Origin of the sequence: Psychrobacter sp. PL15 (assembly GCF_035984995.1) — a bacterium.
Classification (GTDB): domain Bacteria; phylum Pseudomonadota; class Gammaproteobacteria; order Pseudomonadales; family Moraxellaceae; genus Psychrobacter.
The window spans coordinates 39,984-54,459 of the sequence record NZ_JAXCIB010000009.1 but is presented as its reverse complement, the minus strand read 5'-3'; the positions used below and the strand labels follow the sequence as shown (position 1 = coordinate 54,459).

Below are 14,476 nucleotides of genomic sequence, written 5' to 3'. Positions count from 1 at the left end.
TACAACATGATAGGAACGTTTCGGTGATGCCAAAGGTTTACTATAATTACATAAGATTACTGTCAGGAGCTCTTTATGAAACTCAATTTACTTATGAATCGCAAATTACAAGCTACCGTTATAGCGGCGAGTAGTGTTTTTTTCGTAGGCTGTGCTGCCTCTACTACTGAAATCAATCCTACTGTGAAAGGCCCTACCGTTGACAACCCCTATGCGCCCACAGACCCGAATTTAGCCGTGGCTACAGTGGCTGGTGGTTGTTTTTGGTGTGTGGAAGCCGGTTATGAGAAAATTCCCGGCGTAGTAGAAGTAGTTTCTGGTTATGCTGGCGGCCAGACCGAAAATCCGACCTATAACTCGGTATCATCAGGTGGCACCGGCCATACTGAAGCGGCACAAGTGTATTATGATCCGCAGAAAATTACTTATAATGGCATAGTGCAAGCTCTGTGGCGAATTGCAGACCCTACCGATGATAAAGGTCAGTTTGTAGATCGTGGTACCCAGTATCGCCCGGCTATTTTTTATAATAATCAACAAGAAAAGCAGACCGCTGAAGCCGCCAAGCAATCCTTGCAAGAGTCTGGGGTTTACGACAAGCCAGTGGTGATTGAGATTGTCCCTGCTAGCACTTTTTATCCAGCAGAAGAATATCATCAAGATTATTACAAAAAGAATCCGTTGCGCTATAAGTACTATACCTTTAACTCTGGTCGCTACCAGTTTATCGAAAGCGTGTATGGTAAAAACTATGAACTGGACTTCAGTCAGTTCAAACCTACCGCCAACGGCACAACGCAGGTGAGCCCAAGTAAGGCTCTAAACGTCGAAGCAAGCGCAGGTTTTAATGCAGATACGTTTGTGAAGCCGGCGCAAGCTGAACTGAAAAAGTCGCTCAGTGACATTCAATATAAAGTCACTCAAGAAGACGGTACCGAGCGCGCTTTCAAAAATCCTTATTGGGATAATAAAGAGCCAGGTCTATATGTTGACGTGATATCGGGTGAGCCGCTTTACTCCTCACGTGATCAATTCAAGTCTGGAACCGGCTGGCCCAGCTTCATTCGTCCGTTGAGCGCTGACGTGATCGTTGAAAAAGAAGATCGGGGTTTCTTTTCGACCCGTACTGAAATTCGTAGCCGCTACGCTGACTCGCACGTAGGTCACGTATTTGATGATGGCCCAGCGCCTACAGGTAAGCGCTATTGCATGAACTCAGCAGCAATGCGCTTCATTCCGCTAGCGCAGATGGAAAAGGAAGGTTATGGCAACTGGATTGACGAAGTACAGTCAGCCAGTTAAGTTTTTTGCTCTACCAAAACTAAAGATCGCTCACCGGTGTCTCATCACCAACATGGTGAGCGATTTTTTTGGTCAGTGCTTTGTAGTCATGGTGTCAACTAGAGCACTGTACACTGATGAAACAACCTTTTTCTCTGAGTTATAAAAACAGTGAAGAGAGGTCTCTTTTACGTTTCTATTCTTTCAGTCCTTGGGACTCGATAATTTATCTAAATGACGATGTGTCTACCTTGTGATTATAGGTTTCTAATCGGATGGCTATAGTCAATGAAAAGTGGTATCGATACATAACCTACTGCTGGCATAAGTTTTTTTGCTTGCTGTACCTACGCAGACAGAGGCGGCAAAAAGCTTATACTAGCAGTACCATAGCGTTTTTAAGGTGTTTTAATTTATGACCCACTGCAGGAAACGCTGTTTAAGACAATGACATGACGACTATTGTAGCCTTTGATTATTCTGATTTTATCCCGCAGTAGAGAGTTCAACAATCACTTGAAAGCAGCGCTCATTTTTGATGGAGATGCTGACTTTACCGTTATGAGCTTGCGTTATAGCTTGAGCGATAGATAGTCCTAAGCCTGATCCTGAGTGCATTTTAGTCGTTCTATGATCACGATAAAAGCGTTCAAATAACTTATCCGCCTCTATTTGAGTCCACGGCTCATCCAAGGTATTTGTGAGCACTATTTTTAAAAATGAGGGCTGTAACGCGGAGGGTTTGCTCCCTTTTAGATTACGCGTAGCGGTATGAGTGAGCGTAGATGCTTTAATAAGGGAGGCTTCTATAGTAATAATACTATCGCTCACTGCATAATAAATGGCATTCGATATTAGGTTGGCAAACAGCCTTTGTAATAAACTGTCATCTCCTAGCACAGCTTGAAAGTTGCCTTTTTTCTCAAAAAATATACCCCGGTCTTCTGCTATCAGCTCATAGTAAGAAATGAGTTTAGTGATAAGAGTCTCGGTATCAACCCGACTGAGCTGTGAATTAGACAGCCCTTTTTGGGTTTTTGCTAGTAGTAGCATGTTATTGATCAGAACAGACAGTTGCTCAAGCGTGTCATGTTGATGATGTAGTTGCTCGATGTATTCATTGCTGTTTCTGGGCTTACTTAGCATTACTTGGGTCTGGGTACCAAGCGTCGCAAGTGGAGTACGGAGTTCATGAGCAATATTATCTGAGAAGCGTGATAACGATTCAAAATTACTTTCTAGCTTCGCCATCATTAAGTTGTAAGATTCAGCCAGTGGTCGCAGCTCTCTAGGCATATTACTGACGACTACTCTTTCATCCAGCTGTTCAGGATTAATGCCCTTCATCTTCTGGACGATGGTAGCTAGGGGTGCAAATCCCCAGTAGACACTCAGTGCAGCGACTGATACCAGCAGTAGCGTGATCGCAATTAAAATCATACTCAGCTGACGATTAAATTGTAATAGATACTGATGGTGAACATCAATTGGTAGTGCGATAAGCGCTAACGTTTTATTGTTGCGGATAACAATAGCTCGGTAATTTCTATTGTTTATTTTAAACGTGAAATATTGCTCATGGTGGGCTTGCCATAACATTAATAAATTAAAGTCTGCGGGGAGCTCAGCGGCAAAACGATCAGGCTCACTTAATAGTATTTCTCCATTCTCATTAGATATGAGGGTTTTTAAATCGTAATCTAGCCAAGAGGAATGCAAGTGATCTATATCCTCTGGCACTGGTGAAGAGGGTAGATTTGATAAAGCAGTTTGTTCATCAGTATCTGTCAATTGTTTACGTAAATTAAAAGCGGCATGGGTGATAATTTCTGCATCCATTTGTTCAAAATGACTGCTAACGGAGCGCTGAACCCATACATAGATAATGATTTGAGAGATGATAACGAATATCGTCAACAAAAAAACAGTGCGCCATAATAGTGGCCAGCGCCGATTCTTGAATTTATAGTTCATTTTGTTTGGGGTCGTCTGTTTCAGTGCAGTCTTTATCAATACTAGTATCTAGAGCATCCAATCTATAACCCATCCCGCGCACCGTATGAATCAGTTTTGTAGCAAACCCATCATCAACCTTTAACCGCAAGCGCCGTATAGCCACATCAATGACGTTAGTGTCACTATCAAAGTTTATATCCCATACTTGAGAGGCGATGACGGAACGTGGCAGAACCTCACCTTGGCGTTCTAAGAAAAACTGTAATAGAGAGAACTCTTTTGCGGTCAGTTTAATAGCGGCGTCACCTCTATAGACGGAACGTTTAGTGATGTCCATTTTTAGGTCAGCCATCTGTATAACAGAGCTTTTATAATCAGATTGGTTGGCACGGCGCAGTAAGCTTTTTATTCTTACGATGAGTTCAGCAAAGGCAAAGGGCTTAGTCAGATAGTCATCGCCACCGATTTCAATGCCTTTAACCCGATCGTTCAAATCATCTTTTGCCGTTAGGAATAACACTGGCGTATGCTTTCCAGCGGCTCGGTAGCTCTGTATCAGCTCAAAGCCGTTGATATCAGGCAACATCACATCCATCAGCACCACACTAAATTCTTCTGTCATTAATGCATGATAGCCATCCAGGCCCGTCATGTAATGATCAACGATAAAGCCGGCCTCTGTTAAGCCTTTTTTTATATACTCTCCAAGTTTTAACTCATCTTCTACCAATAGTACCTTCATAGTCTCTCCACTTAACACTGTTGTCGTTATTAGCAGCCTATCATTAGCTTATCATCAACAAAATCTATTAAAAACTGTTTGCTATAACGGGGCCCTCTGGCTAAAAGCATATGCTGATGTTTGATCTTAATGACAAGAAGATGACAAGATTGAGTTATTTATAACAAACATGTCATGTCTCGGTCATTCAGCTGTCAGTCTGCATTTGGTATTCTAAACCCACGATACATAGTCGCTTTGCTTTGATACGGATCGCTTCTATGTAGTGTTGCTGTCAGTAGTTGATAAGTATCTATAAATGGTTATTTCACTTGAACGTCCAATTATTTATCTTTTAAAGGGTCTTATATGAAAAGTTATAGTTCATTAAAAAATGTCGCGTTATTATCTTTTTCTGTGCTGATCGGCATCTCAGCTGCAAATGCTCATACTACAAACTTGGATGCCTCTGTCCTCAATAATTGTGATGCTGTCACTAGTTTTGCAAGAAATGCAGACCATAATGACGCACAAATCTCTAGTAATCAGATGAAAAGCTATGTGGACGCCAGAGTGGCCTGTCAGGTTCAGCATCAAGATCAACATTTGCAGTCTGAAAAGTATTTTGTGAAAAAATATGGTAGCGATCGTGATAGCAATGCTGAAGCTATATTAAATGAATACGTCGCGCATTAAAATCCAAAGATGTGAAGATGACAACATTGTCATCTTAGCGTCATCTGGCAGTCAGAATCGATGATGTACCATCGAAAGGTGGTGCGACAATGCCTAATTTAAATAAGCTTGAGCCTTAATAGCTCCCAACCCAATTAACAGGAATTAATTATGTGGTTATCTAAATCAATTGCAGCAATAGCTGTCACATTAGTCTTCTCAACGTCTGCTATGGCACATTCTCCAGAAATGCATGCACAAAAAGATCAGATGAACTGTGAAAAGATGGAAAAAAATATGCAAATGATGCAAAAAATGGATCATAGCAAAATGGACATGAATGATCCTGCTATGAAAGCAATGATGGCCAATATGGGTAAAATGAAGCAAATGTACCAAAAACATTGCGTTACTAGTGAAGATGCTTCTAAATAGTTTTAGACGCGCTAGGTAAGGTTCAATCCAACCCAACCCTACTAAGTGATAGTCAGATTATAACAGCAATAGACTTTAGGACAGACATATGAGATTTTTATTGGGTGCGCTTTTCGCCGTGTTTGTGGCAATCGTTGGGGTCTTTGGAGTTGTCAGCAGTGGTATTGTGAATATAGGAGCAGATCAGGCGCATAACCCAATGATGTATAGCTTCTTAGAGACCGCGCGCAATCGTTCCATAAAAAATGCCAGTCAGGAAATTATTGTTCCAGACTTAACCCGAGTAGATATGATCAGTTCTGGGGGCGCGGATTACAAAGATATGTGTGCAGGCTGTCATCTGGCACCTGATGTAGAGAAAACAGATCTGAGCGAGTACCTATATCCAAAGCCGCCTAATTTTACTAAGGCTGAAGTCGTCGCTCGTTATGATACTGAGGCTGGTGCTCAACAGAACTTTTGGGCGATCAAACACGGCATCATGGCATCGGGAATGCCTGCATGGGGAGCCACTCATGATGACGATAGAATGTGGGCAATGGTGGCCTTTATCAGATCGTTACCTGAATTAGATGAAAGCCAATACACCATGCTAACTACTAGGTTTGATAGCGATATTATGGACCTGTCAATGGGCAGTGGCATGGGCAGTGGCATGGGCAGTGGCATGATGGATATGTCAGATGATGGCTCTGGAATGCAGCATTAAGTCGTCTAGGATTTAAAAAGTATTGTCATTGTTGCCACTATTAACCATGTAGTGCTGAACGGTGCTGTATTCAACGTTTACAGTTAAAGATATAAGATTTCAAATATAGAGTATAAATTTTTAGAATATTGGGTATAGCAATAAACGTTTAGGGGTGATTTTATGAGACGTTACACATATATGTTTTCTAATAAATATAACTGGTTATCAGGTCGTGTTTTTTTATTGGTGGCGACATCCTCATTGTCGCTCACACTAGCAGCTTGCAGCCAATCTAATACCAGCACCTCTGATTCACAATCAGTACAAGAAGAGCCTTCTACTACTATTCAGACTCTGCAGATACAAGACGGTAAACCCGTACCTATAAATGTGCCTTTAATAAATCGGTCAGAGCTACTCAAAAATGTCTCGGCAACCGTATATAAAGATGCCAACTGCGGCTGCTGTAAAGAGTGGGTAGGTCATGCAGAAGACAATGGTCTAAGTGCAACCACGCAGCATCCTAAAGATTTGTCTTTATTCAAAGAGCGTTATGGCGTACCAAATGAGATGCGCGCTTGTCATACCACAGTTACGACTGATGGTTATGTTTTTGAAGGTCATGTTCCTGCAAAACACATGGCACAGTTTCTAGCAAACCCACCCGTACAAGCCATTGGGCTTGCTGTCCCTGGTATGCCTGTTGGTAGTCCCGGTATGGAATATCAAGGTAAATTTATGCCTTATAAAGTAATGCAGCTCAACAATGACGGCAGTACACAAGTTTATGTTGCTATTGAGTCCCCTGAGCAGCAACTGTAATTGTATTTCTGATTTAAATAAAAGTTCAATAATCTTGCAAATCACATTAGGACATCATTATGAATATTGAAAACATACTGAACCGTCGACGTTTTCTGACAGGGTCATCTATGGTCCTTGGCGCCTCAATGCTACCTACCATTGCCAGTAGTGCACTAGGTAGCAGTCAGAACAATGTTGTCGTTAACAGTGATAAAGCTGATCACATTGTACCTATACTGACAGGTAATGAGTTCGATCTCTATGTTAGTGAAAAGATGATAACGGTCAATGGCAAATCAAGCATGGCAACGCTAATTAATGATTCGCTACCAGGGCCTACACTCAAGATGCAAGAGGGCGATACCGTAGTTATTCGCGTCCATAACCAGCTGAACGAGTCGACTTCTATTCATTGGCATGGTCTTTTAGTGCCGTATGAAATGGATGGTGTACCTGGCATCAGCTTTGCTGGTATTCCTGCCAATAGCACCTTCACTTATCAATTTAAGTTATTACAGTCGGGTACTTACTGGTATCACTCGCATACTGGCTTTCAAGAACAAACGGGTATGCGTGGCGCCATCGTCGTCGAGCCTAAAGGTCGTGAGCGTTATCCAGTAGAGCAAGACCACGTTATATTGCTAAGTGATTGGACGCATCGTGATCCGCATAATTTACTAAAACTGTTAAAGCAGCGCTCTGATTTTGACAATTATCATTTACCAGACTTCAAAAAACTGCTGTCTGATATTGCTAAGACGGATATAAAAACCGCGTTTGATAAGCGTAAAATGTGGAATCAGATGCGCATGATGCCGACTGACTTTACTGACTTATCGGGTGAAAATACCTTTACTTATCTTATGAACGGCAAAACTACAGCAGCCAATTGGGTACAGCTCGTAAAAGCTGGACAGCCGGTTAAGCTACGTTTTATTAATGGGTCAGCACAAACTATCTTTGATGTGCGGATACCAGGTCTGAAGATGAAAGTCGTCTCAACTGATGGTAACGATGTCGCACCTGTTGACGTAGATGATTTCCGTATTGGCGTCGCTGAGACTTATGATGTCATCGTTACTCCGACTGGGGACGCTCATACTATATTTGCGCAGAACATAGATCGGTCAGGTTTTGTTGCCACTACGCTTGCTACTAAAAAAGGCGCTCGTGCTGTTATACCTGCTATGGACAAGATCGAGTGGTTAACGATGGCCGATATGATGGGTGCCATGGGTGCAAATGGCTATGATGCCAAACATGCCAAAACAGAATATGACTTTAAGACGGATATGCGCGTTGACAGTGCGCGCATAAACATTGATGATCCCGGCATCAACCTGCGTAAGATTGACAGAAAAGTACTGACTTATAGTCAATTACGCTCTGTTGATGAGCAAGTGCTAGCAGAGCAGCGCAAACCTACCAGAGAGATTGAATTACATCTAACGGGTGCTATGGAGCGCTACATTTGGGCCATGGATGGCGTTATGTTTAAAGACGCAACGCCCGTAAATATCAAGCCAGGCGAGCGCGTACGTATTACCTTGGTCAATGACACTATGATGAACCATCCTATGCATTTACATGGTATGTGGAGTGATCTGCGTGCGCCTGATGGAGACTTTCAAGTCCGTAAGCATACTATTGTCGTGCAACCTGCGCAAAAGATAAGTTTCGACACCACAGGAGAGGCTGGCCGATGGGCATGGCATTGCCATCTGCTCTATCACATGGAAGCGGGTATGTTTAGAGAAGTTGCCGTTGTTTAAGTCAGTCTTTGATAGGTGAGAAATAAGATGAAAATACGTAAAGTAGGTTTTAATATTACTGTGTTGCCGGTATCTATATTATCAGTATCTATGTGGCTAGCCATACCCTTGGCGAATGCAGCGGGCCCCTATGACTCTATGAATAAGACAAAAATGCCAGACAGTGATATGTCGGGCATGGATCACAGCAGTATGGATATGCCAAACAGTGATATGTCGGGCATGGATCACAGCAGTATGGATATGTCAGAGATGGACATGTCGGGCATGAATCACAGCAGTATGGATATGTCAGGAACGGACATGTTGGGCATGGATCACAGCAGTATGGATATGTCAGAGATGGACATGTCGGGCATGAATCACAGCAGTATGGATATGTCAGGAACGGACATGTTGGGCATGGATCACAGCAGTATGGATATGTCAGAAATGGACATGTCGGGCATGGATCACAGCAGTATGGATATGTCAGAGATGGACATGTCGGGCATGGATCATAGCAGTATGGATATGTCAGAGATGGACATGTCGGGCATGGATCATAGCAGTATGGATATGTCAGAAATGGACATGTCGGGTATGGATCACAGTAGTATGGATATGTCTGGCGATATGGCGGGCATGGATCACAGTAAAATGAATATGTCAGAGATGGACATGTCAGGTATGCAAGGTGGCGAAGCCCCTGCTGATGCTCGAAGTTCTGACTACTCCAACGGTGTCCCTTACGGACGTTATGGTAAGCCAGTAATGATGGGTAGCCTGCCATTATGGAGCGTTTCTGTAGACGATTTAGGCTATCAGTTTGACGATGACCAGATCAACTTTGAAATTGAGAGCTGGTATGGTGATGATAGCAATCGTCTTAGATTCCGTACTGAAGGAAGTGCTCAAACCAAAGACGATAAAGAAATCGATAGCTTAAGCTCACTAGCTTACTGGAAGCCACTGGGTATTTATTGGAATGGTGAGGCTGGTATTGCTTATAATACTGAAAACGATAAACCAGCACTCATGGCGGGTATTGTAGGTACCGCACCATACTTTGTCGAAACGGATGCAAGAGCCTATTTATATACTGATGGTCAAGTCCAGCTTGATCTTGGTGCAGAATATGAGTGGCGCTTGAGTCAGCATTGGGTAGTCATACCAGAGGTAGGTTTGACTGCGTTTAGTAAAGATGATGTTGACAACCATATTACTAAGGGTTTTAATGAATTAGAGACCGAGGTTAGACTCACTTACGAAACCCTAAACCGCCAACTTGCACCTTATGTAGGGGTTAGTTATGAGACGGCTTTAGGTGATGCACGAGATTTGCGCCGTCAAGATAATGAGTCTGTTGATGGCAGTAGTTTGACTACAGGTGTCAAATTCTGGTTTTAACATTAGTAAATTTACAGCAGTTATATTACGAATCAGGGGTTATATTATGAATGATTCTAATCAAAAGAACATGAACCATGAGAGCCACATGAACCCTTATGTTCGGTTCACACTTATGATTTTAACCTCTACTGTCGTGATGTTCATCATGATGTATTTTAATACCTATAAATGGGATCATGTTTATTTTAGTGAGACCAGAGCCTATATGGCGCTATATATGGGTGCAATCATGGCTATAATCATGATGGCCTTTATGACCAACATGTATAAAAAGACCAAGATTAATCTACTGGTTTATGGCTTGAGTGTGGTGCTGTTTGCCGTCGGTCTTTGGGGCGTCAGGTCACAAGAGACCGTCGATCAGGTTGATTGGATGCAAGCCATGATACCGCATCATTCGATTGCTATTTTGACCAGTGAGCGCGCTGAGATTACTGATCCACGAGTACGGGATTTAGCTGACGACATCATTGAAGCACAAAAGCGTGAAATTGGTGAGATGCAGCAACTGATCGATGATTTGGAGTAGATGAGTTGGATTAAACGGTTGTGTTTGTAGAGATATTCTATATACAAAAACCAACTGTCTATTAAATAGTACGTCTAACCATATAAGTCTGTTTATTCAAAGCTGTTTTTCACCGCAGATTTAAAATCTCACTACTGAAAAAAGTAATAAAAAACTGAATAAGTATGGAGCAGAACAGGGATACTCGGTATCAAAAAGATAGCCTGACATTATTAGGGACGGTTATGCTAGGTACCGGTGTCATGATTGGCGCTGGTATTTTTGCGTTGACTGGGCAGATGGCTCAGATGACAGGCTCGCATTATTAGCATGTATCATGCAGTTTTACTCAATTAATTTACTTCGGTACTATCATGAAAAGTCCATATAATGTAACCATTTACATATACATTATATTATAAAATAATATGTAATAATAGATACAATGATAGACATGACGGATACCGTCAACCAAATTAGATAAGGAGTTACCATGATATTTCGACAATTATACGAACCTCTCTCGAGCACTTATACTTATTTGCTAGGGGACGAAGACACAGGTCAGGCTGTCCTCATTGATCCTGTCATCGCGACAATGGACCGCGACTTGGCCGAAGTGCATAAGTTAGGGTTGAATTTAGTTTATACCGTTGATACGCATATTCATGCGGATCATATTACTGCGGCGCTAGAGTTGAAGCGTGCCGTTGGCAGCAAGATCGCTGCGCCTGCCTACGACCGACTGCCATGTGCGGATGTCGGACTCGAAGAAGGCATACCTTTGAAGGTTGCTGGCATTACCTTACACCCGCTACATACGCCGGGGCATACCGCTGGGCACTTTGCCTATCTTTTTAACGAGCGCGTGTTCACTGGGGATGCTTTGCTCATCGACGGGTGCGGCCGTACGGACTTCCAGAACGGTGATGTCGATGCACTTTATAAATCTGTGCGGCACAAGTTGTTTTCTTTGCCAGACGACACGCTAGTCTTCCCCGCGCACGACTATCAGGGGCGCTTTGTGTCTTCAATCAATCAGGAAAAGAAGCGCAATCCACGGCTTGGTGGGGATATAACAATCGAAGAGTTCAAGGTCATCATGGATAACCTGAACTTGCCATATCCAAAATTTATCGACTACGCTGTTCCAGGCAACCAGCAATGTGGCGTTTGCCCAGATGACTTGCCAGATAACCTAGCCCATTATTGTCGGCAGATGACACAGAGTCCACAGGGCTAATATGACTGGTTTCAGGGAAATTGACGATGGCCAGTTCATCGGATCCCAACCGGGTCAGGAATAATGGAGTAGATTACATCAATATGATGATCAATTTAATCAGGCAAAAGTCGATTATTTATAAGATTATCTTAGAGTGATGTCATTAACGGGCATTCAACATTCCCGTACTGAGCTCGCACACTACCATTAATACTAATACTAATACTAATACTAATACTAATACTATGAATTATGGAGAAATACTATTATGAACGGCATGATGAATGGAACAATGATGAACGGAACAATGATGCAAGGCATGGGCTGGGGAATGATGATTGTCTGCTTGTTGTTTGCACTACTATTTCTTGCCCTACTCGTACTGATAGTTAAGGCGCTTTTAAAATACCTACGTAAACCAGACTAAAGATCATAATAAATAACTGAATTTGGCAGTAGAGAAGCGGTGTTTGATTACTAATTGTGCAGAGTCTAAACCTCTACTCACCGTCCTTAAGGAGTGATTTTATGAAACAAGATATGCACAAAGAAAAAGACCATAATCACGCAAGCGTTAGCGGCACGGCTAATACAGAGGCAAAACCCATCAAAGGCGGCAAGTACGATAAGGTACCAGCTGACTACAGCGGAACAATCTATATCTGCCCGATGCATCCAGAAGTGAGAGATGTTGAAGACAGCGGTTGTCCACTGTGCAAAATGTCTCTCAAACCTGAAGATACGGTTGCTGAGATGGCAGGCATAAAAGATGATCACGCAAGTTGTCACAGTCATAATGACAGCACTTCGAATACAGACGCAAAACCCATCAAAGGCGGCAAGTACGATAAGGTACCAGCTGACTACAGCGGAACCGTATATATTTGCCCGATGCATCCTGAAGTCAGAGATGTTGAAAATAGTGGCTGTCCAATATGCGGTATGGCGCTTGAATCAGAAACGGCTACTATTGGCGAGGAGGACACCTCAGAGCTTGATGACATGACTCGCCGTTTCTGGATCTGCACGGTGCTGACTATACCGCTATTTCTATATGCAATGAGCGACATGGTCGGTATAAATCTAGACAGCCTTATTCAGGGCGGTCAGGGCGATACCTCCGGTCAGATCGCTCAGTGGATTCAGCTGGCGCTTGCGACACCGGTGGTACTATGGGGCGCGGCGCCATTCTTCGTTCGTGGCTGGCAATCCGTGAAAAGTCGAAACCTAAACATGTTCACTCTTATTGCAGTGGGCGTAGGCGCAGCCTTTGGTTTTAGTCTGGTAGCCACCTTTGTTCCGGGTATTTTTCCAGACAGTTTCAGGGACGCCTCCGGTCGGGTCGGGGTGTACTATGAAGCAGCAGCGGTTATCACCACACTAGTACTATTGGGTCAGGTTCTAGAGCTCAAAGCTAGAAGTCAGACCTCAGGCGCGATTCGTGCTCTACTTGAGCTGGCACCACCAACCGCAAGACGTGTTGATGAGAACGATATCGAGACAGAAGTGTCACTTGACCAAGTGATCAGTGGCGACAGACTGCGAGTCAAGCCAGGAGAGAAGCTCCCTGTAGACGGTACTGTGCTAGATGGTAACAGCAACGTCGATGAGTCAATGGTAACGGGTGAACCACTACCTGTTGCAAAAACAGCAGGAGACACGGTTACCGGCGGTACGGTGAACGGTACTGGAACCTTATTAATTGAAGCAGTTGATGTCGGTGATGACACCGTATTATCCAAAATAGTCAAGATGGTTGCCGAAGCCCAGCGCAGCCGTGCGCCAATACAGAAACTGGTGGATAAGGTAGCGGGTTGGTTCGTGCCAGTTGTTCTTATCTGTTCTGTTATAACCTTTATTATTTGGGCAGTATTTGGACCTGCGCCTGCAATGGCTTTTGCATTGGTCAATGCTATCGCGGTATTAATTATAGCTTGTCCTTGTGCATTGGGACTCGCCACGCCAATGTCGATCATGGTTGGCACCGGCAAAGGTGCCCAGAATGGCGTGCTCATCAAGAACGCTGAAGCGTTAGAGAGCATGGAAAAAGTCGACACCATCGTTGTCGACAAAACCGGAACACTGACCGCAGGCAAACCAGAACTCACCGCTATCGAAGCGCTTGGCGACTTAAATGAGGATGAACTCCTTGTGTTAGTAGCCGCTGTTGAGAGCGCCAGCGAACATCCTCTAGCAGAAGCTATTGTCAATGCTGCGAAGGCAAAGTCTCTTGATACTGCTAAAGCCAGTGATTTTAGTTCGACCACCGGCGAAGGTGCGCAGGCGCTGGTTAATGGTAAGCAGGTCGCTGTCGGTAATTCAAAATTCATGGAGCGCCTTGATAGTTTTGATAGTGCGCTTTCAGAACGTGCCGACAAACGCCGAAAGGACGGTGAAACCGTAATGTTTATATCAGTAGATGGACGAGCCGCTGGTCTGATCTCAGTCGCTGATCCAATTAAGCCCAGTACCAGTGAGGCGATATCACTGCTACACAAAGCTGGACTGCGAGTGGTCATGCTGACAGGTGACAATGAGATAACAGCTAGAGCAGTTGCTAGCAAACTTAATATTGATGAGGTGCATGCTGACGTCTCACCAGAAGATAAGAATCGCATTATCAAAGAGCTACAAAGTAGCGGTAAAATCATAGCTATGGCGGGTGATGGTATTAACGATGCTCCAGCCCTTGCGCAAGCGGATGTCGGTATTGCAATGGGTACTGGCACAGATGTGGCTATGGAGAGTGCAAGCATCACCCTAGTGAAAGGCGATCTAATGGGGATTGTCAGAGCACATAAACTGAGCCATTCTACGATGCGTAATATCAGACAGAATCTGTTTTTTGCATTCTTCTACAACGCGCTCGGCATACCGCTCGCTGCTGGCGTACTGTACCCATTCTTCGGACTTTTACTTAGCCCAATGATAGCAGCCGCTGCCATGAGTCTTTCTTCAGTATCTGTTATTGGTAATGCGCTGCGATTGCGTCGCTTGAAGCTGTGATGTTAATGCT

At 43.6% G+C, this 14,476-nt stretch carries 14 protein-coding genes; 12 read left to right on the top strand and 2 right to left on the bottom strand.

The genetic code is table 11. The annotated features are described in order from the left end of the window. Positions 1-75 precede the first annotated feature (75 nt). Complete coding sequence (msrB, locus tag RCH20_RS09155; protein WP_327193378.1) at positions 76-1,302, top strand: peptide-methionine (R)-S-oxide reductase MsrB; 1,227 nt, start codon at positions 76-78, stop codon at positions 1,300-1,302. 465 nt (positions 1,303-1,767) lie between these two features. Here msrB and RCH20_RS09150 read toward each other — a convergent pair whose 3' ends face one another. Together RCH20_RS09150 and RCH20_RS09145 are read right to left on the bottom strand one after the other, a co-directional pair. Further along, on the bottom strand, positions 1,768-3,255 hold the full coding sequence (locus RCH20_RS09150; RefSeq protein ID WP_327193377.1) for an ATP-binding protein: 1,488 nt from the start codon (positions 3,253-3,255) through the stop codon (positions 1,768-1,770). Then, positions 3,245-3,979 (bottom strand): heavy metal response regulator transcription factor, encoded by a 735-nt coding sequence (locus RCH20_RS09145; RefSeq protein ID WP_327193376.1) that lies wholly within the window; start codon positions 3,977-3,979, stop codon positions 3,245-3,247. Before RCH20_RS09145 ends, RCH20_RS09150 begins: the two co-directional genes overlap by 11 nt. Positions 3,980-4,327: 348 nt before the next feature. Between RCH20_RS09145 and RCH20_RS09140 the strand changes: the two genes are divergently transcribed. From RCH20_RS09140 to RCH20_RS09090, 11 genes are all read left to right on the top strand, one after another. Beyond that, positions 4,328-4,654 carry a hypothetical protein gene (locus RCH20_RS09140; protein WP_327193375.1) on the top strand — a complete coding sequence of 109 codons (327 nt, stop codon included), beginning with the start codon at positions 4,328-4,330 and terminating at the stop codon, positions 4,652-4,654. A gap of 150 nt (positions 4,655-4,804) precedes the next feature. Then, on the top strand, positions 4,805-5,068 hold the full coding sequence (locus RCH20_RS09135) for a hypothetical protein (RefSeq protein ID WP_327193374.1): 264 nt from the start codon (positions 4,805-4,807) through the stop codon (positions 5,066-5,068). Positions 5,069-5,156: 88 nt separating this feature from the next. After that, positions 5,157-5,777 (top strand): c-type cytochrome, encoded by a 621-nt coding sequence (locus tag RCH20_RS09130; protein WP_327193373.1) that lies wholly within the window; start codon positions 5,157-5,159, stop codon positions 5,775-5,777. A gap of 162 nt (positions 5,778-5,939) precedes the next feature. Continuing rightward, positions 5,940-6,581: a DUF411 domain-containing protein gene (locus RCH20_RS09125; protein WP_327193372.1), complete on the top strand. Its 642-nt coding sequence runs from the start codon at positions 5,940-5,942 to the stop codon at positions 6,579-6,581. A 59-nt stretch (positions 6,582-6,640) separates the two neighbouring features. Beyond that, on the top strand, positions 6,641-8,335 hold the full coding sequence (locus RCH20_RS09120) for a copper resistance system multicopper oxidase (RefSeq protein ID WP_327193371.1): 1,695 nt from the start codon (positions 6,641-6,643) through the stop codon (positions 8,333-8,335). Between the two features lie 27 nt (positions 8,336-8,362). After that, the gene (locus RCH20_RS09115) at positions 8,363-9,724 is read left to right on the top strand and encodes a copper resistance protein B (protein ID WP_327193370.1); all 1,362 of its coding nucleotides are present in this window, start codon (positions 8,363-8,365) and stop codon (positions 9,722-9,724) included. 46 nt (positions 9,725-9,770) lie between these two features. Continuing rightward, a complete protein-coding gene (locus RCH20_RS09110; protein ID WP_327193369.1) occupies positions 9,771-10,256 on the top strand; it encodes a DUF305 domain-containing protein in 486 nt (161 codons plus the stop codon). Between the two features lie 164 nt (positions 10,257-10,420). Then, positions 10,421-10,564 carry a hypothetical protein gene (locus RCH20_RS09105; RefSeq protein ID WP_209957258.1) on the top strand — a complete coding sequence of 48 codons (144 nt, stop codon included), beginning with the start codon at positions 10,421-10,423 and terminating at the stop codon, positions 10,562-10,564. Between the two features lie 164 nt (positions 10,565-10,728). Continuing rightward, positions 10,729-11,478, top strand: a complete 750-nt coding sequence (locus RCH20_RS09100) for an MBL fold metallo-hydrolase (protein ID WP_209957260.1) — start codon at positions 10,729-10,731, stop codon at positions 11,476-11,478. Positions 11,479-11,728: 250 nt separating this feature from the next. After that, on the top strand, positions 11,729-11,887 hold the full coding sequence (locus tag RCH20_RS09095) for a hypothetical protein (protein WP_327193368.1): 159 nt from the start codon (positions 11,729-11,731) through the stop codon (positions 11,885-11,887). A 242-nt stretch (positions 11,888-12,129) separates the two neighbouring features. Continuing rightward, positions 12,130-14,466 (top strand): copper-transporting P-type ATPase, encoded by a 2,337-nt coding sequence (locus RCH20_RS09090; RefSeq protein WP_442793127.1) that lies wholly within the window; start codon positions 12,130-12,132, stop codon positions 14,464-14,466. Positions 14,467-14,476: the final 10 nt, after the last annotated feature.